Origin of the sequence: Flavobacterium sp. 270, assembly GCF_004368785.1 — a bacterium.
Classification (GTDB): domain Bacteria; phylum Bacteroidota; class Bacteroidia; order Flavobacteriales; family Flavobacteriaceae; genus Flavobacterium.
Map to the genome: position 1 here is coordinate 126,542 of NZ_SODM01000008.1, position 23,103 is coordinate 149,644.

Here is a 23,103-nt window from a genome sequence, read left to right on the forward strand (position 1 = left end):
CTACAAAGTCAGAAAAAAACCTTGCAGGAAAACTAAAATGAACTTATATCACTTATATGGTTTAAAGAAAAACTAAATTAACTTACTCGGCGGAAAACCAAATTGTTTCTTAAAACACCTGCTGAAATATAAAGGATCATTAAATCCAACCAAATTGGTTACTTCAGAAACATTGTATTTTTTTGTTTTTAAAAGTTCTGCCGATTTTTTTAAGCGAATGGTTCTGATGAATTCGTTTGGTGCTAAATCCGTTAGCTCTTTGATTTTTCTATATAATTTAGATGAACTTACGCCTAGTTTATCGCACAGGAATTCTGTTGATAAATCCAATTCGCTTAAATTATCATTGATTAAATTGGTTACTTTTTGCATAAATTCCTCGTCGATTGGCGAATGCGTGAGCAGGCTTATTTTGCTTTCTACTTCTCCTGAGAATTTTACTTTAAGTTCTCCTCTCGATTTAATGATATTTTCTATAACCGATTTTAATAACGAAGGTTCAAAAGGTTTTACGAGATAACCGTCGGCACCCATTTCGTAACCTTTTACTTTGTCTACATTTTCTGCAAGTGCGGTTAACAATACAACCGGAATATGACTTATAAACTCGTCGCTTTTTAATTCTTTACAAAATTCCAAACCGTCCATAATCGGCATCATGACATCGGCAACGCATAAAATAGGTTTTATTTGTCGGCAGATTTTAAGACCTTCTTCTCCATTTTCGGCATCGTATACTTTGTAATAATCAGACAAATAATCTACCAGGTATTTTCTCAGTTCGCTGTTGTCTTCAATTACTAAAATTTTCTCTTTTAAATCGGTGCTTTGAATGATTTTTTTTGCTGCTTTTTCTGGAATCAGCATACTTAAATTATCATTTTTTAAAGCATATTCAAACACTTCTTTGCTTTCGTAAATGGCGCGATCTATCGGAAGTTCAACTCTAAATGTACTTCCTTTTCCCGGCGTACTTTCTACCGTTATCGACCCTTTATGAATTGCAACTAAAGATTTTACCAATGATAAACCAATACCAGATCCGGTATTATTTTCTTTACTATTTGTTGCCTGATAGAATCTTTTGAAGATTTTTTCCTGACTTTTTAACGGAATTCCGATTCCGTCATCAGTTACTTCAATAATTAGTATTTCTTCTTCTCCGGTTTTCAGTTTTACAAACAAATCTACGTTTCCGTATTTATTGGTAAATTTTAAAGCATTCGACAAAAGGTTATACAGAATTTTATCGTATTTATCATTGTCGATCCAGCCTGTAATATTTTCGTCTTCAGAAATAAAATTTAATTTGATTTTTTTGTTGTACGCCATCTCTTTAAAAGAGTCAAAAATATTCTTAGAATAGGTTAGAATATCTGTTTTTGACACTTTTAATTTTAATTCGCCAGACTGCGCTTTTCTAAAATCCAAAACCTGATTTACCAAGTTTAGTAATCTGCTTGCGTTTTGATAAATAAGATTGTATCTGCTCTTTTCGTATTCGGTTGCGTTTACATTATTTTCATCCAACAATTGTTTTGCAGGCCCAAGAATAAGCGTTAACGGCGTTCTTAATTCATGCGAAATATTGGTAAAAAAACGAAGCTTTTCGTTGTTCAGTTTTACATCATGTTCTCTGTTTACTTTCTCTGTAATTAGCTCTTGTTTAAGGCGGATACGGTTTTTAATTTCTTTTCTAATAAAATAGAAAATCGCAGAAAGCACTACAAAAATCAGTAAAAACCAAAGCGGTGTTAACCAAAACGGAGGCAGGATTCTGATCTTATACGAAACTTCTTTACTCCAGTGACCTTCGCTGTTGCTCGATCTTATTTTAAACACATATCTGCCAGGGTAAAGATTGGTATATTGTACAATTCTGGAACTGCTGTTTACTGTAATCCATTCTTTGTCAAAACCTTCCAGCATATATTGAAACTTATTCAGCTTTTCGTTTGCAAAAGACGGTGTCGAAAACTGAAGCGAAAAATTTCGGTTTTTATAATTCAATTCTACTTCTTTACCATAATTCAGATCTTTTTCAAGCGGAACCTGTCCGTTAATTTCCATTTCTGGAAATACTTCTTCGTTCTGAATTTTAAATTCTGTAATAACCGGCATCGGTGACCAATTATTTCTTTTCATTGCATGCGGAGAATAAGAAATAATGCCATTTTTACCACCCAGAAAAATAGTAGAATTATTGAAATTAAAAAAACCGCTGGGGCTGAAAACGTCAAGCCTGTTACCGCTGTTTACATGATAAATATTAATATCGCTTAAATCCGATTTTACCCACGCAATATTATTATTGTTGATGTTGAGCCATAAATCTCCATTTTCATCAGACAACATATCGGTAATCCATTTTCCCGAAAGCTCTTTGAGTTTTGTAATTGGTGCAAATTTATTTTTGGCAGGATTATACAAACACAATCCAAATCGCGTTGCGGCCCAAATTTTTCCTTTTTTATCTACCATAATATCACTCACATTATCATCGTGGGCAATTGCGTTTTCTTTTTTAGAAAGCGATTCAAAAGTTTCTATTTTCCCTGAAGAAAGATTGTATTTTACAACGCCTGTTTCTGTGGCAAACCACACATTGTTTTTAGCATCTTTTTCTATAGCATCAATCTCAAAACCCGGCAGTAATTTACCTTTTGAGGCATCTACCTGCAATGTTTTGGTATTTAATATTACAGCTCCTTCTCCAAATGAACCCACAATCATAGCATCGTCGCTGATTTTACTAAAGGCAAAAACAGGCGATTTTTCGAATCCTGCTTTTATTTCTTTTGAAGAATTTGAAACATAATTGTACACCAAAATATTTCCATCCCAAAGACCGCAGTAAAAAGTTTTTCCGTCGTAAGAATAAATACTGGCAATTACTTTTCCGTTATTGTGCAGTGGAACAAATCCTTTTGGACTGGAAATAAAAAGACCATTGCGATTGGTTACTGCAATTACTTTTTCGTCGTACGTTTTTGCAAAACCTCTTATTCGCGGTGCCTGATTGCCTATATAACGGGAAATGTCTTTATTGAGTGCAAATTGATTTTCGTACGGATCGTATTTATCCAAACCGTCTTCTGTTCCAATCCATAATACGCCGGATGCATCAAAATACAAAGCCGAAACCAGATTATCGACAATAGAAGTATCGTCTGATAATATCGAATAATACCATTTGTAATCGCCTTTCTGAATGTCTTCTAACTGTTTACAAACCAAAAGTCCGCCCAAAGTTCCTACCCAATATTTACCGTCTGGCGCGCGCGCAACAGAAATAAAATATGGGCCAAGAGCGCCTCTAATTTCTTTGTTTTCAATGTATAAATTATTGAACTGATTGTTTTGTTTGTCTAATTTGTACAAACCTTCTCGGGTTCCCACAAAAATATCCGCTTTTGCATCTTCGTAAATAAAATTGATGTACGGATTTTTGATATTTGAATTTGGAACCGAAAGCGTATAATTATTCATTTTTACGATCGCGCCTTTATTGTCTAAAGTGATTTTTGCTACCGATCCTTTGTCATAACTACCAATCCAGATATTACCGCTTTTGTCTTCAAAAATTTCTTTTACGTATTCAAAACCTTTTATCGGAATTTTTTCGAATCGGTTTTCATTCAAAAAAAACAGATAAACTCCCTGCGTTTTTGTGCCAACCCAAACTCTCTTGAATTTGTCTACGTGTACTGATCTAATTTCTTCTTCTGGCAGGCTGTTTGGATCATTTTTTTGTTTTAAAAAAGTAACAAACTCATGCGTATCCATTTTAAAAAGCGTTAAACCTTTTCTCGTTCCAATCCATAAATGGTTAGAAGCTTCGTCGAGTTCTAAAGCTGTAATATCATCATTGTACAATCTATTTTTGTCTGATGAAGTGCTCATGTAATTTTTGAATTGATAGCCATCAAAACGATTCAATCCAGAGAAAGTACCAAACCACAAAAACCCTTTTTTATCCTGAACGATATGACGCACAGAGTTGTGCGACAAACCGTTGTTGTCATTATAATGTGCAAATTTTATATTCTGCGACTGCGAATAATAAAATGTGATTAAACAAAGGAATAGTATAAAAGGTTTTTGGCTCATAAATAATTATAAATGTAATATAACCCATTTGGTTCAATTAATTTTAACACATAGAAACATAGTTTTTGCAATCTAGAAAAGGCGTTTCACTTATTACAAAACACAGAGCTATGTGTGAGAAACGAGTTTCTTTTTTTATTCTTTTATTTAAACTAAAAAATCTATGTTTCTATGTGTTAAAATATATTGTTTTTTGAATTATACCTAACGGTTTTAATATTGTTTTTTAAGACTTATCCGGTCTATTTTGTTAGTTTTTAAATTGATTTTAAAATGATCTGAAGGCTGGCTGTTCATAGTTTTTTCTACAATTTCTGCCCATAAAACAAATTGGGGATTATTTGATTTTTTAAGCTCTTCGCAGACCATTTGATATTGCTTTAATCTGGATGTTCCAATTTCCGGAACGGCTAATTCATCGGCATTTTTTAATCGATAAAAATCGAAAATCATGTCAAAGCCTGTCCAGGATTCAAATTTATCAAGTGTTAATTTATTAAATAATACTTGTTTTTCAATGTCTAAATTGTTTTTATTGAAAAATAATAAATCCTTGCCCGAAAGATTTTCTATTGAATTTAAAAATCCAGGCGGAAAATCTTCTGGTAAAAACCTCAGACGCACTAATTCTTTTAAATGCCATTGTGTAAATTCTTTATAATCTTTGGCTTTCAGAATGTCTTTATTCCAAATATCAGGACTTTTTGTGTTTTGCAAATGCGCGTATTCATCTTTATAAAAAGGAAATAAACTATTGAATTTCTGGACTTTATCAACTATGATAGTTTCAACCTCAACTTCATCATTAGAATGAATGGTTAATATTTTATAAGCCGGCATATATGCGGCCAAAGATGGCGTTTGAATATTAAATAAAGTATTGCCTTTTGCTGATGTACGAACTCCTGTATCGTTGATGTGCATGTGTCCGCCAAAATGAATCTGAATTCCTGCATCGGCAAACAACTGTGCCACTTCTTCGTTTGGCACTCTTTGTAACTGCATTTTATCTGAACCAAAAAGCTGCTTTAATTCTGGCGTCGCATTATCATTAAAATCAACCATTGGATAATGACTGAATGCAATTAACATTTTGTCTTTTTTCTTGGCTTCCGCCGAAACTTTCCTGACCCATTCTATCAAATGACTTTTATAAATCAGCACGTTATTATAACCAATATTGGCGCCCGAATAATCATGTGGATCTTCTGCCAATCCTGATAATTTCTGATTCGGAACGTAGGCATTTGCATCGATCGCCAAAAGCCAAACACCTTTTATGGGTTCTACCAAATAACTGGCATCGGGAAGGAATAAATTGGTGTTTTTTACTGAATAAGTTCTTTTTGTTAATGGTGATTCTTTTAAAGCTTCTTCAAAATTATAGCTTTCATAATTGTATGTCGAAAAAGGAGTTTCCCAATACAAATCATTTCTTTTAGGAAAAAATCCGAAATCAGCCATTTCCTGAATCGTTTCTTTATATCCCCAATTTTTAATATCGGCTGTAATTATTGGTTCTAATTGATTTTCTTTTTTGATGAGATTTTTAGAACTACTGATAATTTGTTCTTTTCCGTCTTCGCCCAAAAAATCAGTTTTTATGGCATCTTGAGCAAAAGGTCTTACTGCGTCGTGATTTCCTGTTGTAACAAAAAAGGATATGTTGTATTTTTTAGAATATTCGTTTAATATTTTTCTCAATCCTCTTACGTGTACAGGCTGTCCGTCGTCGCTAAAATCTCCGGGAAGTACAACTTGTTTGATACCTTTTTTTGCGATGTCGTTTAAGGCTTCTAAAAAAGCAAAATAATTTTCGTTGAAGATTCTGGTAGAATGCAATTGCGCATTCATAGTACGAATATTGGCGTATTCTCCTGTTTCCGGATTTTTAATTCCCTGATAGTTATTGTCTTCAAATTTCCCGAAAATATCCTGTAAATGAACATCTGCGATAAAAGCGATTTTTACCGGAGCATTTATTGCAATCTCCTGCGATTTGCACCCGCAGAAAGAAAGCAATAATAGCAGTATGCCCGATAATCTTAACATGACTTATTTTCTTATTTAGTACTAGTATCAAACTTGGTCATTGTACCAAATCATAGATAACTATATTGTTTTTATGAAAGCTTCTAATTTATCTAAAGTATTTAATTCTGTTTCTTTTGCGCAAGAAGAAATAATTTTTGTTTCTAAATGTTTTGTTGGTTTAGAGATTAACAAATATTGTGTTCCATCGTCATCTGTTTTTACATAATCTTTAGGATTGTACAGGATGGCTGCTCCAACTTCAATAATTTCTGCTGCTACATCTTCAGGGTGTTTTCCCCATACGGCGATATAGTTAGCTCCTTTTTTATTTTGAAAATCTTTAAAATAATTTACTCCGGTAACAAATTGAACTTTTTCGCCGCTTAAACATTCAGCTTCTACTTTTGCCTCTCTTCTTCCAGAAAATACAGTTACACGAACTAAAATATCTACTTTTTTGCCCTTATAAGGCACTCCTCTTGAAATCATTTCCATCCATGAAGTTGTCTCTGTTTTTCCAACTCTGGCTAAACGATTTGTTACCGGGTTTAATGGCACTACTTTTTCACCATCCCAAAGTTTTACTCCTCCTAAACCGTTGGTTGCTGCAACTTTATAATAATCTGCTCCCCAGCCTTCTTTTTGCTGTTCTGGAGTTGGATACCAATTTGCTTTTCTTAATTCTAAACCTGCTTTTGTTTTATTGTAAACATCAATAGCTACTTTATCACTAAAATAGATCCTTAATCCCATCCACTCGTTTTCGATTGCAGGACCGTGATGCCCGATTGTCTTGTACAAATCGCCTGATTCTGAACCTATATCTGTTAAATAGGTTATTTTATCAGACTTCATATACAAACTCGTGTCTGTATTATTTTGTGCCAAACAAGTAAACCCAAACAGCAAAATGGCAATAAATGATAATTTCATAATTCAATTGTTTATATGATTAATTTAATTTTAGTAAAAATAAAACAACCTTTTAAGAATACAATCCTGCTCTTTATAATATTAAGAAATTATCATTGTATGATGAAATGGCGTAAATCCAGTAATATATACATGTTCTCCGTTGGTTCGCAAACTTCCCTGATGGTAGGTATATTCTTCGCTGTCCAGATTTTCTACATTCAAATGTTCGCATTTTCCGGGGCCAAACTCAATTTTATTTTCTGCTGTAACAACTTCTCCTAAACCTGATTTTAAGAACGAATTCTTTTTTTCATCTGTAAAAACGCCATTTATAACGCTTCCTTCTTTAAAACACATTTCTATTGTAACCTCAACATTTGGCGGACCATCAACTTTAAAATCTAAACTCAGTGATCCGTTGTTTTCTGTGATTTCTATTGTGGTAACCTGCTTTTTTACATTGCTTTTTTTGCGCGAATCAAAATCCATTTTGTTCCAGAATCTTCCGTCTGGCGATGGCGATAATTTATAGTCTCCATTAGATTTACGAAATTCTTCTGCAAGCGGTTGGTAATAATCGGCTTCTTTGGTTTCTTTCAGAATGTATTTATTTCCCTGTTTTACAATGCCTTCACTGCTAAAATAACCCATTCTAAAAAATGAAGTTGATAATCGCATGTATTTTAAAATGGCATCGCCTTTTCTATAGGTTAAAAAATTTGGGTTGGATGATCTTCCCGAAACGATCATTACAGGCTGGTCGTTTCCGCCAAATAATGTCATTGAAACTTTCCCTTTTCTGATTCTTGCAAGATTAGAAACTGCAAAAAACTTTTCGAAATCATTTGTCACATTCCCATCAGCCGGAACTTGTTTTTGGAGTTCTGGATTTTCCATAAAAAATCCTAACGAATTGGAGAGAATACTACTCGTAAATTCAGGCAGTTTTTCTATCGTATTTACCATGTAAACAAACATCGGATTTTTGGTTTTAATCGCCATATATCTGTATTGCAGGTAAAAATTTGACACGTTTAGATTCATAAACTGATCCTGTCTTTTTGAATCTACGGTTACTAAATCGCCGTTGGGTTCTGTATAATAAAAATAGGTTGTCAGGTTTTTGTTTACAATTTCTAATAATTCTGGTCGCTTTAATAATCTTGACATTGTAATTAATGCTTTGTCGATTACCGCTGAGTATATGCCACTTCTTTCTAAAAAGTGTCCGTCTTCATTAAGATCAATTCCTTCTGCTATCCATTCGTCAATTCTTTCTACATATCTCACATTTGGATAAAGCGAATTAATACTCGCCAGCGCTGCACAAATTACCCATCTGTGATTGGGAGTATGCACACCGCCTGTAACCATTGCTTCGCCGGCGTTTAGAATAAACTTTTTTAGTTTGTCTTTTAGTACGGTTAAATTTTGCTGTTTACTGCTGTTTAAAATTTCTGTCGCAGGACAAATTGATTCCAAAATAAAAGCGGTATCTGGCGGCGATTGTCTGTTACCTCCTGCATCCAGCGTTCCGTCTTCGTACTGTTCTTTGAGCATGATATCGATCTGCTCATTTATTTTGTCTGCGAGAACATTCGATTTATAATATTCTGATCCAGAATTGCATAACGAAGCGCTCATAATAAATATAGTGCCAGCAATACCACGGAAATTGGCATCTCTTATATTGGGATCTTTTGGCGCTTTATTTAATATGCTTTTGACTTTTAAATCATTGTTTAAAATGAGTTTTTTCATTAATTGAATATCTTCTTTAGCTTCAATAGTATTAGAAAAAAAATCATTTGCAAAAATGGAATTGCTTACTAAAACTCCTCCTAACGATAAACTACTTAATCTGATAAATTCTCCACGGCTGATTTGATTTTTCATATTATTTTAGGATTTTAATTTTAATAATAGTTTTAGTTTCAATGGAGACCTAACAGGTTTTAAAAACCTGTTAGGTCTAAATAATCAATTATCTACTTTTACTAAAGTCCAATTAATCCCTAATGGATTTTTAGTCACTTTGCAGATTAAAGGAAATTCTGGATTTTTTACAATCCACATTTCGGTTTGGTCAATTTGGGCACTTACGTGAAAAGCTTCCACAGTTTTTCCGTCTATCACAACTTTATCTTCGCTTTTACTTAAAACATAAGTTGTATTGTTATAAACAAATTGGCTGTTTTTTAGTAAATCCTGATACGCAGATTTTGAAATCATAAAGAAAGTTTCATTCGATTTCAATTTTAAAACAGGCGCATATTCCCCTTGATTATAACTTAATGCATTTCCGTTTTTTAAGGCTTCTGGCATTGTTACAATCGTACTTTTTACACCTCTGGTATCTAAATCTAATTTTAGCGTATCGCCGGCAATTTTAGCTGTAAGCGATAAAGTTCTGGTTTGCCCGTGAAGCTTACAGACATAATTTAGTACTGTATTGTTTTTTATTTTAGGAATAAATTCTTGCGCTGAAACGGTTTGAAACAACCCGCATAAAAAGAAGGTTAAAAATATATTTTTCATCTGTTCTTATTTTGTTGGTGGTAAAATTGTCGTTCCCCAAGTAGATGGTTTCGAATCCATTTCGTAAATCAATTCGCCGCCTTTGGCGATATCATCATGTAAAATCCATGCTTTGTTGTACGGTTTCCCGTTTAATAAAGCCGATTTTATGTATTTGTTTTTATCACTCATTTTCTTAGTGGTGATCTTAAATACTTTTCCTTCTGCTAATTGTAAAGTGGTTTCTTTGATTAACGGCGTATTCAATAAATAATACGGCTGTCCGGCATTTGGATATAATCCCATCATGTGGAAAGCTAACCAAGAAGACATTGCTCCAGAATCGTCATTGCCCGGTAAACCTTCGTGCGAAGTATTAAAATTATTGGTAATAATTTCTCTGATTCTGTCACTGCTTAAATACGGTTTTCCGATCCAATGATAAAGACAAGGCGTTAGAAACGAAGGTTCGTTCGCAACGTTGTACAATTTGGTATCAAAAAAAGTATCTAATCTGTTTTTGAAAGCCGTTTCTCCACCTGATTTTTTTACCAATTCCGGAACATCATGCGGAATACTTAATGAATATTCCCAGGAATTGCCTTCGTAGAAAAATACGCACCAATGGCAGACATACCACGGAGATTCTATAATTACAGGCGTATATTTAAAAGTGGGTTTCTGAATTTTTGATTCGCCAAAAACTACATCGTCCAGCCAATTTCCAGAGGCATCTTTTGGCATAATAAATCCTGTCGATCCTGTATTGGTATAATCAGAACGCCAAAGATTTTGCCAGTTGTCGGCTTGCTTGATGTATTGATTGTATAAGTCTGTTTTGTTGAGTCCTTTGGCTACTGTGGCAATATTATAATCGTTGTACGAATAATCTATGGTGCGGTTTCCTGCGCGGTCTGTTCCATAAGGAACGTAACCTAAACGCAGATAATCCAACAGCCCGCCTCTTCCTTCTTTCTCTTCATTTCCTCCTGGCGGAACTGTGGCATCTTTAAGCATGGCTTGCAGTGCCAGCTCGTAATCTATTCCTTTTATCTTTTTTACAAAAGCATCGGCCAGAACAACTTCGGCATTAGATCCACCTTGTGTACGGCCGTTGTCGTTCCCGCTTCTTCCTTCCGGCAGATAACCTTCTCTTTTGTAAATATTAAGCATCCCGTTGACAATATCAACCTGACGTTTTGTATCTATTAATGTGATTAATGGACTTGAACTTCTAAACGTATCCCAAATACAATAGAAATCATCGTAATATGGTTCGTTGTTTGTCCATAATGGGTTTTCTCCTGTTCTATCAACAGGCATAATCATGGTGTGATATAAACCGGTGTAGAACATTTTTTTATAATCGTTTGATGTATCTGGCGAAAGTTGCACTCTGCTTAATAATTGTTCCCATTTGTTTTCTAAGGAAACTAAAACGGCATTAAAATCCCAATTTGGAATTTCTACTTCAATATTGTTTTTTGCTTTTAATTCGCTTAAAAATGAAATCCCAATCTTAACGTTTAATTCTTCTTTTCCTCCATTTCCAAAAGAAAGCAATGCTGCTGTTTTTTTTCCTGAATCAAATTGTGATGCTTGATTGTTGTAAAATTTTCCGTCTTTGTACGTGACATATTTTGCAATTGGCTGATCGAAAACTGCATAAAAATAAACGGTATAAGCGCGACCATTATTCCAACCTCCTCTTATTCTGCTGTATCCTCTAACTTCTTTGTCTGAAACAATTTCTATTTGAGATCCTACAAACTGCTGTGCTTCTCTTCCGTCTGGAATTGCTTCTTCACCAAGAAAAAAACCGGCATCAATTTTTAGTTCTTTTGATTTGTTTTTTGGATAGGTTATGCGATAAAACGAAACTTTTTCGGCTGTTGTGATTTCGGTTTTAATTTGATTTTCTTTGAAAATGGTTTCATAATATCCCAGCTTTACATTTTCTTCGGCTCTGTATGAAGTTTGATCCACTTTGTCTAAAGCTCCGGAAAATGGCATAATAGAAATATTACCATATTTTGGACCTCCGCCTGTACCGCTTACGTGTACCTGACTGAATCCGGTTACTTCTTTTGGCAACGGCAACCAGCCGCTGTTTGGACTCACTGTACAATCTGGACTTGGTTTTACCATTCCGTATGGGCAAGACGGGCCTATAAATACTCTGCCTACGCCTTCGGAACCAATCATTGGGTCTACGTAGTTGTAAACTTTTTGCTGGGCATTATTTGTAATGGTAAATAACGATATTCCTAAGAGTATAATTTTGCTGTATTTTTTCATTGCTTATTTTTTTGCCACAGATTATAATTCTGCATGTTTTTTGGGTCACAGATTTTACGAATTAAACGGATTTTCACTGATCTTTTTTATTGGTGCCGCATATATTTTTGCCACAGATTAAAAGGATTTTTTATAATTATTAAAAGAGAAAAAGATTAAAATAATCAGTGGAAATCCGTTTAATCTGTGAAATCTGTGGCCAAAATTACTTACTCGACATTTCTAGAATTAATTCTCCTCCGCCTGTAATTTCTTTTTGAGAGATATTGAAATCTTTTACTGGAGTATTGTTGAATTTTATTTCTTTTATATAAATATTATCTGAACTATTATTATCGGCTTTGATGATCAACTTTTTGCCTGTGTAATATTTTGGGTTCAGCTCAATTTCTATTTTATTGAATATCGGACTTGATATTTGGTAAACTGGATTTTCTTCTGTTCCTCCATTCATTTGAAATAAACCAATTTTAAGTAAAACGTTTAGACTTCCCATTAATCCTTGATCTTCATCGCCGTTGTAACCTGTTGTTGGCGATAATCCGCTGAAGGTTTCTTTTACTACGTTTCTTGTCCAATATTGTGTAAGATCTGGTCTTCCTAATAAAGTAAAAATATTAGAAGTTTCCATAGAAGGCTGATTTCCGAAGTTTATCGGAATTCTGCTAAACTCTGGGTGCAGTTCTGCGTCGTGAGATGTACCAGAAGTGTAATTTAATTTTTTAGCGGCTTCAAATTGAGTGTTTAATTTTTCGACTGCTTTTTCTTTTCCTCCCATTAATTCCGCCAAACCATTTATATCATGCGGTACAAACCAAGTAGATTGCGCTCCGTTTGATTCTATAAATCCGTTTTCGTATTGGTAAGGATCAAAATCTTCTTTCCAGATTCCTGATGCATTTTTTGGGCGCATCCATCCTGTTGTTTTATCAAATACATTTTTATAATTATTGGATCTATTGATGAAATAATTATAATCTTCCAGATGATTTAATTTTTTAGCCAATTGTGCCAAAGTCCAATCTTGGTAGGCATATTCTAAGGTTTGGCTGGCACCGTCCTGATGACTTCCGAAATCGCCTTCTGGAAGCGGGTACGGAACATATCCTTTTTCTAAATAATATTTTAATCCTCCGCCAATGTCTGTGTTATGCTCATAACCCGCTTTTCCCATAATGCCGTTGAGCATATGGTTTTCTTTTAGCGCTTTGTAAATTCCTTCTAAATCTTCGGTTATAATTCCTTTTTGAATGGCACTTACAATAAATGGTGTTGTTGATGCTCCTGTCATGACATAGGTATCATTACCGCCGGATGGACCACGCGGAATCATTCCTCCATCTTTATAATACTGCATTAACGAGTTTACAAATTCATCCATAATTTCAGGATAAACAAGTCCCCAAAGTGTGTTTATTGTCCATTGTGCGCCCCAAAAAGCATCCGAATTATAATGGTTAAATTTTGGCTTTCCTTTTATATCTAATGGTAATTGTCCTATTCTAAATTTTTCTCGTGTGTTGTCTGGATAAGCGCCATTAGCATCACTGATCATTTTTCTTCCTTGTAATGCATGCCAAAGATCAGTGTAAAATCTTCTTTGGTCTGTTTCTGATCCACCTTGAACTTTTATTCTTCCAAGAAGATTATCCCATTCGTTTTTTGAAGCTGTAACTGTTTTTTCAAAATCCCAATTTGGTAATTCTGTATCAATATTAATTGCAGCATTTTCTATTGAAGTATAAGAAATACCAACTTTCATTAATATTTCTTTTTCTTTTTTATCAAAATTTACCAAATAATTTCCTGTCGCATTATCGCGTTCTATATTGGTTACAGGAACATTTGTTTTGATTTTAAAAAATACGGTCAATGGTTTCGGACGTCTGAAATTGGTACTTAAAACTAATGATCCCGAAAGTTCGTAATCGTTGTTTTTTTCTAATTTCCCTTCTGTGTTTTCACACGGTCCTAAAATTGTGTTTAGATTAAAAAGTACTGCTTTTTCTGCATCAGCTGGAAAGGTATATTTATGAAATCCTACTCTTTGTGTGCTGGTTAATTCTGCTGTTATATTATATCTTTCTAGTTTTAATGAATGATATCCCGGTGTTATTTTTTCTGTCTGATGACTGAATTTTGAATAGAAATCTGTAAAAATTTTGTCTTTGTTTTCTTTTGAAATAGTTACGGGCATTACAGAGACTCCTGACATCTGCCATTCGTGTATGTGGCTGAATCCTTTTACGGTGTCTTTAGAATATTTGTAGCCTCCTCCCCAATCGCCGTTGATTTCGGTATCGGGATTTAAATTTACCATTCCAAACGGACGGCTTGCTGAGGAAAAGAAAAACCATCTTGAATTTTCGGTGTCCAGCAAAGGATATACTTTATCTACAACTGATTTGTTCTGAAATGAAGTATTTTTTTCGGCTTTGCATGACACTAAAAAAATAAGAAGTGTACTTATTCCTAAACGTCCTATTTTATAAATTTTATCTAGTTTCATTTATTCTATTTATAATGGCGGGGCTGCCTATTGGTATGCTGCTGTTTTATTCAATCTATACTTCTAAAAGTATTTACTGAAAACTTATCAAATGTTTTTCTTTCGCTTTAAGCGAAAAAAAGCTGTATGCTAAAATGAAAATGTGAGGTTTTCTAAATCTTGAAATTCTTATTTTAATAAAAAAAGGAGAAGAAATTAATCTTCTTCTCCTTTTCAAAAAACCAAAATCAAATTGTAAATGCTAACTAAATATTTTCTAATATCCTGTAGTCTGAACCAATGCAGGATTTAAAACTAAAGCGTTTGTTGGAACTGGGAAAACTCTGCGATAAGTTTCAGAATTTGTTTTGTAACCCCATTTTCCTTCATATTTTCCAAATCTTATCATATCGTTTCTGTGCCAAGCTTCTTGTGCAAATTCACGGCTTCTTTCTTTATAAAGATCTTCCAGCGTTACGCTGCTCCATGCTGCAGAAGTTGTACGGTTAGAACGAACCATATTTACTAATGCAATTGGTGTTTGTCCTAAAGTTACTCCACCGCCTCTAAGGATTGCTTCTGCTTTCATCAAAAGAACATCTGAATAACGTAAAAATGGTACGTCATTATTTTGATTACGGCTTGTAGAAGTTGCATCTGGATAGAATTTAATATTTCTATACCCCATGTTCCAAGCAATTTCATCATTACCTAAGTCAAACAAAGTAACACTTTGACGAAGGATAATATCTGGTGTTAAGTTTACTTGGTATGTGTAAGCTGCACTTCCGTCTGCTCCTGTATAAAACTGATCGTATCCTTTTTTGGTTGTAGTAACTGTTACGGGAGTTACACCGTCATTCATAAACTGTAAACCTGTTAACCATTGTTTGTTACGAATATCGTTTGCATCATTAAATAAAGCATAAAATTCTGGTATAGTACTTCTAGGTGCACTTGGTGTAAAAGAAAGACCAAATTTTGCTCTTTCAGAACGCGGTACATCATAACGTGAATGATACATTTGACCGTTGAAACCAACAGTTGTAGCAGTAGGATCGTAAGGAACGGCAAAGATGAACTCTTTCATCTGTGGTCCATTATTTGGATAAAACATCTGCAAATAAGTTGCTCTTGGCTCAATATTGTATAAGTTTGAGCTGATTACCTGATCGCAGGCTGCAATTGCGTCATCATAACGCGGTGTTCCTGTATATACTTCTGCATTTAAATACAATTTAGCAAGCAAAGCATTGGCTGTCTGCTTGTTTGGTCTTCCGTAAGTAGCAACTCCAGAAGCTGCATTTAAATTAGGAATTGCTTTTTTTAATTCTTTTTCAATAAAATTAAAAACCTCTTTTCTACTTGTTTTAACATGTGCCGTAAAATCTCCGTAAACGGTATCTAACGGAACATCTCCATAACTGTCCATCATCATAAAATAAGAAATGGCGCGCATGGTTTTAAGTTCAGAAATCAATGTTTTTTTCTCTGCACCTTCCGGCATTGCTGTATTCAAAATAGAAACGGCCTGATTACTGGTTCCAATTACTTTAGAAGTCCAGTCCCAAAGACTTCCGATAATACCATTATCTGGTGTCCAGTCGTGGTAATGCATGGCGATGTAGTTTCTGTTATCAAACCAGTTACCTCCTCTTGCAGGCATGATAGATTCGTCTGTAGATAATGATTGTGACCACCACCATGCAAATGAAAATTCACCACGGAAAGCTGCATAAACTGGCCCAGCTGTCTGAATGTATTGTGTTGAATTTTGAGGGAAAACTTCTGGTGTAAGCTGTGTTGTAATTGGCACATCCAGATCTTCGCAAGAGTACAATAAACCAACCATAAGTACTGGAAGCCCTATATATTTTAATATCTTTTTCATAATGTTACAATTTAATTTTTAGAATATCACATTTAGACCAAACATAAATGTTCTGGTTTTTGGATAGAAATTATTAGAATCTACACCCGGAGCTGTTCCTCCTTGTTCTACTTCTGGATCGATTCCTGAATACTTAGTAATTACGAATACATTGTTTATGGTTTCGTAAATACGTACGCTTTGAATAAATCTGCCCACTTTACCAAAATTATATCCTAAAGTCATGTTGTCTAATCTTAGGTAACTTCCGTCTTCTATAAAACGCGTTGAGTATTTGTAAGCATTAAGGTCATTTGGTGATTCATCTTGTGCATCAACTAAAATGTTACTTGTCATTGCAGTACTTGGTCTGAATAAGTCGGCACGTGTTGCATTGAAGATTTTGTTTCCAAAAACTCCTCTGAAGAAAACACTTAAATCAAATTTCTTGTATTGAAAATTATTTCCCCATCCTAATAATAATTTTGGCTGTGCACTTCCTGCATAATGGTAATCTGTTCCAATTGCCGGTGTAGTTGTCAGGTTGTTGTTTTTATCATAATATTGAGAAACACCTTGCGCATTTTTTCCTGCATATTTAAGAGTAAAGAATTCTCCAAGAGGTTTTCCTTCTTTAAATATTTGTAATGTACTTCCGGTTTGTCCGCCTCCGTCAGGTTGTACTCTGCGGATAGAATCTCCTCCGATAAAGAAAGGATTTGTCAATTTTACAATCTTGTTTTTGTTGCTTGCTAAATTCAAGTTGGTGTTCCAGCTAAAATTGGCTGTTTTTACAGGAGTAGCTCCTAAACTTACCTCGATACCTTTATTAGACATAGTTCCTCCGTTTGCTACAATTGTTCCTACTGGTACAAGTACCGGATTTACTGCATAATTAAAGATCATGTCGGTTGTTTTCTTGTCGTAAACATCAACAGAACCTGTAATTTTTCCTTTTAATAAAGAGAAATCAACCCCGATATTTGTTGTCGCTGTTTTTTCCCATTTCAAATCTGGGTTTGCTGCCTGATTAGGTCCGTAAGCTCCAATTTGTGCTCCGTTGTAATAAAAAGTTCCTAAACTTCCTGAGATAAACTGTGCTGTATAAGCATTAAATCCTGATGAATTTCCTGTTACTCCATAACTTCCACGGAATTTTAAGTCGCTGAAAACGTTTTGATTTTTCATAAAGTTTTCTTTGTCAACTCTCCAAGCCGCTCCTACAGAAGGAAAATACCCCCATTGATTATTTTTTCCAAATACAGAACCACCGTCTCTTCTTATTGTTCCCTGCAAAAGGTATTTGTCTTGGTAATTGTAGTTTAAACGAGCAAATTCTCCAATTAAACGTGTTTTTTGATACGCTCTACTGTCTCCAAAATTTACTACATAACCGTTTACCGAAGTATAGTTACTTAACGCAAGGTTATTATATCCTACATTGTCTACAGGGAAATTAGTTGATGTTGCCTGAAATCCGTCTCCTAATGTATTTTCCTGCCATGAATAACCTAAAACGGCTTTTAATTTATGGCTTCCTAATGCTTTATCCCATGTTAAGAAACTCTCTATGATATTGTTTGTATTTTCGTAGTTGTTTCTTAATGCTGAACCGTTTACACCAAAATTGATTAATGTTTTTGTTAAAGGTGGATCTGGGTTGTTGTAGAAATTGGCACTATTGTATTTTGAATAATAACTGTCATAGAATTCTCCGTGTGCAGCTGTTAACTTTTGGTGTGCAATGTTTAAGTTATAAGTGAATCCCCATGGAAGTTTTACTTCTGCAGTAAGATTACCAACAAGGTTATTTGTTTTTGTTTCGTCTGTTCCGTGATCGATTAAAGCTACCGGATTAAAATATCCTGTGCTGATAAAATTTTCGAAATAACTTCCATCGGCATTTCTTACCGGAGAAATCGGAAGATAACTTACTGATTGTAAAAGTACAGTATTACGTTGTGGTACATTTTGATATTTACTGCTTGAATTGGTAACGTTTAAACCAAATTTTACTTTATCATCAAATGCAAACTGCTCTACAGACAAACGTGCAATTACACGAGAGAAATCACTTTTTTGAAGTACTCCTTCTTTTTCAAGAGAAGTAATACTTGCTGTATAATTTCCGTGCTCACCGCCTCCGCTCATAGATAAGTTATGGCTGCTAGATTGTGCTCTTCCTGGTCTTAAAATTTCTTTCTGCCAGTTTGTGTTTGCTCCTTTGTCATTTTCCGGAGTAAAGTTTAAATTGTTTTTTACTGTAAAAGCTCTCAACTGATCTGCATTCATCATATCAAGCTGGTTGGATACTTCTTCAAAACCAAAATAACCGTTGTATGCAATTTGCGTTCTGTCTTTTCCGCCTCTTTTAGTAGTAACCATAATTACTCCGTTTGCAGCACGGTTACCGTAAATTGCTGTTGCAGCAGCATCTTTTAATACGTCTATCGTAGCAATATCATCTGGGGCAATGATCGAAATATCTACTCCAGGTACACCATCTACTACATAAAATGGTCCTTGTGAACTGTTTAATGTAGAAACTCCACGTAAAACTACAGAAGCTGTTTTTGTTGGGTCACCGCTAGATGAAATGTTAAGTCCTGAAACTTTACCTTGCAGTAATTGTCCAACATCACTAATTGCTCCTCTGTTTAACTCTTCAGCTTTTATAGAAGTTACAGAAGTCGTTAAGTTTTTACGAGATCCTTTTCCGTAACCTACTACAACAACTTGTTCCAAATTAGTCGTATTAGGAACCAGTTTAATAGAATAATTCGATTTTGTTCCGTCTAATTTTAAAGTCAAATCTTGAAAACCAATAAAAGAAACTACTAGTATAGCATTTTTATTAGAAACACTCATTTTAAATTTCCCGTCAAAATCTGTCGCTGCACTATTTGTCGTTCCTTTTTCAAGTAAGTTAGCGGCTGGCAGCGGCATTCCTTTCTCATCTAATACAACACCAGACACATCGGTTTTTTGTGCCCATGTATTAATGGAGATGCCAAGAAAAAAGGCTAATAATAAAAGTTTAAGTTTTTCCATGTTTTTTATTAAGTTAAATTGGTTAATAGTTATGACGAAATTAATATTAAAGAAATGTTAAGAAATGGACAAGTTATTCAGAAACATGGATTTTTTTATAAAAATCAATGATAATAAGGCTTTACGAGTGTTTTTCTTTTTCATTATATAATCAAAATCTTATTAATACAAATCTCGATTTTGGTAATGTGTTTTTTTAACAATCCTTTTATTTTATATACGTACTAATATAAAATGAAGTTAATGTTCTGCTAATTCATTGCTGCACTTTCGCACCATTTGGTTTCCCATTGTTTGATTGTTTCTCTTTCTTTTTCTTCATCAAATGGAGTATTATTTATTGCTGATTGTTTCAATGCCTGCAAAAACATTTTCCATCTCGGCCAATAAAATCCTTTATACATCCCTTTCCAGGATCTGGATGCATAATCATTAAGATGTCCTTCTCCGCCCCAAAGTGTTATTAAGGTTTTAGCATTTTTTATATATAATTTTGAAACGTCTGGAGTAGTACCGTAATCTGAAGCTGTTTTTAACCAATTGTTTAAACTGTTTAAAGGCTGCGCAGCCATTAAATTATCTATAGCTACGGCTTGTTTTTCTATTGATGCAAATAGTTGATCTCCTTTTGTAATGTCTTTTGCCTGATAAGCTTTTACACATTCCATTAAAAATTCATCAATATTTAATGAATAATAATGTCTGGAAAAATCAGCAATATCATAATAGTAGAGGTTTTTCTTGTCGTAGTTTTTTGCTTCTTTTTTCAAAATATCCAAAGCTTGTTTAAGTTTTTCCTTGTCTCCGGGATTTCCTTTAAAGTCTTTTATTGTAATTGTTGGTCTTTTAAAAAGCAGGAACGCTCCAGCCCTATCATTCCACCAACGGGTTTCCCAATATTTTGTACTGTACACAGATTCTATTACCAATTGCCACGCTTGCAAAACAGACGCAGAAGTTTTTCCGTATCTCGCGTTTAGATATTTAATCATCCAATCGTTTACAGATTCTTTTCCTTGATTCCACGGAAGATCATAAATAAATTCATAAACTGCCGAATTATTATTCAATCCTTCCGGCATAACTCCGTAACCCACAACATTTCCTTTGTTTGGATTTTTTAATAAACTTGTAAGTTCATTTTTGTAGAAATTAAAATCTCCGTACACCGGATTTGAACCTCCATAATTATGTACATAACCATACGTCCATTGTTTTCCGTAAAAAGCTTCTTGGTGTTCCCAAACTTTATAGCGGTCGTTTGCATAATCCTGAATAATTAATCTGTCATTTGGTACTTTACTAAGGAAAGCTTTTGTGGCTTCTTTTGTCCAGAATTCTTTATTATCTCCAAAAAGCCATCCCTGCATTACCCAAGCTGCGCCGGAAGAAGCTTCATTTATCGTTTCAAAAATTGCATTTCCGTAATCTGCCAGTTCCTCATATTTATGTTCTTCAGAAACAGGCGGTGTAATTTCATTAAAAGAATCAGCAAGATAAAACTCAGAAGCTCCGTACATTTTGGTATAAAGAGCGATAAAACGTTTTCCCAGTTCTTTAAACATCGGATCTTTGGAGTCTAATAAATAAGTGCTTTCAAAACCGCCGCCAGACCAGGATTTTAATTCGCTGATTTTTGATTCCGGATGTTTTTCGGCAAAAGCCTTCGGAACATAACCGCTAAAAGCCGGAACAACGGGATGCATGCCCAAGGCACGCATTCTTTGCAATATCTTTTGCTGTACCTCTTCTTTTTTGTTGATCCATTCTTGTGGTAATGGACCTTCCAGACTGTTTATATTTCCCATACGCTGCCACGGCAAAAAAGCTGGGCCGGCAAAATGTTCCTGCAATTGAGCATCGGTTAAGCCGTATTCTTTCCATAATTCCTGCCAGACTGCTTCTTGTCCTTCCATTGCTGTCGGCAAATTGATACCGTGCAGTGCCATCCAGTCAATTTCTTGTTCCCAGCGTTTCCAGTCCCACCACGGAGTTGTGTAGCCAAAAGTGCAGGCATTTAAATACTCTCTATATTTAAAAGGTGTTGTTTCTTTTTTAGAAAATTTAGGCCATTTTTTTGGAAGGTTTATTCTATTTCCTTCCCAGCTTACTAAAACAGCGCCAATATCTCTTAGAAAATTATAAGCGGCGTAGCAAATGGCGGTGTTTGAAGTTCCTTTTATTATTACCTTATTATTAGTAGTTAGAATTTCAAACGAATCCGAACTGTTTTGATCTTTATTTTCTAAAATAATCAATTCAAATTCATTGGCGCGATTGCCAATAAGTCTTTCTAATACAGCTGTCGCACTTTTTGTTTTTTCGTTATTTTGACAATACAATTTTGGCATTAAAAAAAACAGTATTACAAAAAAAGGGACACCCTTTTTTAAACAATTCCAATTTTTAATTTCCAGAAACTCTCTTTTCATATTCTTTATATTTAATAAATTATCACTGATAAAAAAAGGGAGATTATGGATATAGTTAATCTCCCTTAAACAAACCAAACAAAATATTTTACATAAAATACATTCTATTGAAACCTTAATAATCAATAAAACCTAAGTAAAACAAACCAAATCGTTAATTAATGATAAAATTATAGTTAATGAAATTTTAAAAGATGGACGTATCAATCAAAATCATAGACATATTGGATTTTCTATTATTTTTGATATAAAACAAACCCGACAGGTTTTAAAAACTTATCGGGTTTAACATTTAAGAACTTAAATTGATTCAAACATTCTTTAAATTCTCTTACATTCGCAAGTACAATAAATAGTCAATGTACTTTTAAACTTCGCATTTAATTTAAATAAAATGAAAACGTATTTTGTTGATTCTTTTACAAATCAAAAATTCAAAGGAAATCCTGCTGCAGTCTGTATCGCAGAAAATGATTTGGATAATATCACAATGCAAAACATAGCTACAGAAATTGGCTTTTCTGAAACTGCATTCATAAAAAATAGAACAGACAATATTTATAGCATTCGATTTTTTACTCCAAAAGCTGAAATTTCTTTATGCGGTCATGCAACATTAGCATCGTCCAAAATAATTTTTGATACTACAAATCTTGAAAATATTATTTTCGTGAATTGCGATAACATTGAATTAAAGATTGAAAAGGCAGCCGATAAAATAGTAATGCAGTTTCCTGTATATGAAACCACAGCAATTGAGGTTCCGAAAGCGGTACTTAATGCTCTTGGAATTGAGAATACAGTAAACACAAGACTTTGTGCCGATCGAAAAATTATTTTGATTGAAATTGATGATTCGGAAAAACTTGCAAATTTAAAACCTGATTTTTCGGCTTTGATTAATTCATACAGCGGTATAAATGGGGTTTTGGTAACTGCGCAATCTAACAACGAGGACTTTGATTTTCATTACCGTTATTTTTGGCCGTGGGCAGGCACAAACGAAGATCCTGTAACGGGTGGCGTACAAACTTTTCTAACCAAATATTGGGCAGATAAACTGAATAAAAATATATTTAAGGCTTTTCAATCGTCTTTGCGAACAGGGACTATGATTACTGAATTAGTTCAGGATAAAGTATTCATTTATGGAGAAGCAGTTACTGTTTTTGAAGGAGAATTGAAATAAATAACGCTTTAATTTTCTTAAAGGCCTTCGCTCCTGCAAGGTTTCCAAAACCTTGTAGGTATAAATAAGCGCATTTTAAAAAATAAAAAAATCTAGCAATAAATTAGACCTACAAGGTTTTGGAAACCTTGCAGGAGCGTAAAACTTGATAGTTTATCAAACCCGACAGGTTTTAAAAACCTGTTCGGTTTAATATTTC

11 protein-coding genes are annotated in these 23,103 nt (G+C 34.2%); 1 reads left to right on the forward strand and 10 read right to left on the reverse strand.

Going from position 1 to position 23,103, the window contains the following annotated elements; genetic code table 11:
• Positions 1–72 precede the first annotated feature (72 nt).
• The 10 genes from EV144_RS23140 to EV144_RS23185 all read right to left on the reverse strand — a co-directional run bounded on the left by EV144_RS23140 (position 73) and on the right by EV144_RS23185 (position 21,634).
• On the reverse strand, positions 73–4,110 hold the full coding sequence (locus tag EV144_RS23140) for a hybrid sensor histidine kinase/response regulator transcription factor (RefSeq protein WP_134151516.1): 4,038 nt from the start codon (positions 4,108–4,110) through the stop codon (positions 73–75).
• Positions 4,111–4,323: 213 nt separating this feature from the next.
• Positions 4,324–6,162: a metallophosphoesterase family protein gene (locus EV144_RS23145; protein WP_134151517.1), complete on the reverse strand. Its 1,839-nt coding sequence runs from the start codon at positions 6,160–6,162 to the stop codon at positions 4,324–4,326.
• Positions 6,163–6,222: 60 nt separating this feature from the next.
• On the reverse strand, positions 6,223–7,077 hold the full coding sequence (locus tag EV144_RS23150; protein WP_134151518.1) for a DUF4861 family protein: 855 nt from the start codon (positions 7,075–7,077) through the stop codon (positions 6,223–6,225).
• Between the two features lie 81 nt (positions 7,078–7,158).
• On the reverse strand, positions 7,159–8,955 hold the full coding sequence (locus EV144_RS23155; protein WP_134151519.1) for a hypothetical protein: 1,797 nt from the start codon (positions 8,953–8,955) through the stop codon (positions 7,159–7,161).
• A gap of 84 nt (positions 8,956–9,039) precedes the next feature.
• Positions 9,040–9,597, reverse strand: a complete 558-nt coding sequence (locus EV144_RS23160) for a hypothetical protein (RefSeq protein WP_134151520.1) — start codon at positions 9,595–9,597, stop codon at positions 9,040–9,042.
• A 6-nt stretch (positions 9,598–9,603) separates the two neighbouring features.
• On the reverse strand, positions 9,604–11,874 hold the full coding sequence (locus tag EV144_RS23165; protein WP_134151521.1) for a GH92 family glycosyl hydrolase: 2,271 nt from the start codon (positions 11,872–11,874) through the stop codon (positions 9,604–9,606).
• Positions 11,875–12,079: 205 nt separating this feature from the next.
• Complete coding sequence (locus EV144_RS23170; RefSeq protein ID WP_134151522.1) at positions 12,080–14,383, reverse strand: GH92 family glycosyl hydrolase; 2,304 nt, start codon at positions 14,381–14,383, stop codon at positions 12,080–12,082.
• 256 nt (positions 14,384–14,639) lie between these two features.
• Entirely contained in the window at positions 14,640–16,253 is a 1,614-nt protein-coding gene (locus tag EV144_RS23175) for a RagB/SusD family nutrient uptake outer membrane protein (RefSeq protein WP_134151523.1), read from the reverse strand.
• An 18-nt stretch (positions 16,254–16,271) separates the two neighbouring features.
• A complete protein-coding gene (locus EV144_RS23180; protein WP_134151524.1) occupies positions 16,272–19,283 on the reverse strand; it encodes a SusC/RagA family TonB-linked outer membrane protein in 3,012 nt (1,003 codons plus the stop codon).
• Between the two features lie 251 nt (positions 19,284–19,534).
• The gene (locus EV144_RS23185; RefSeq protein ID WP_243854740.1) at positions 19,535–21,634 is read right to left on the reverse strand and encodes an alpha-N-acetylglucosaminidase; all 2,100 of its coding nucleotides are present in this window, start codon (positions 21,632–21,634) and stop codon (positions 19,535–19,537) included.
• A 475-nt stretch (positions 21,635–22,109) separates the two neighbouring features.
• On the opposite strand from EV144_RS23185, the gene EV144_RS23190 reads away from it, so the two are divergent.
• A complete protein-coding gene (locus EV144_RS23190) occupies positions 22,110–22,904 on the forward strand; it encodes a PhzF family phenazine biosynthesis protein (RefSeq protein ID WP_134151526.1) in 795 nt (264 codons plus the stop codon).
• Positions 22,905–23,103: the final 199 nt, after the last annotated feature.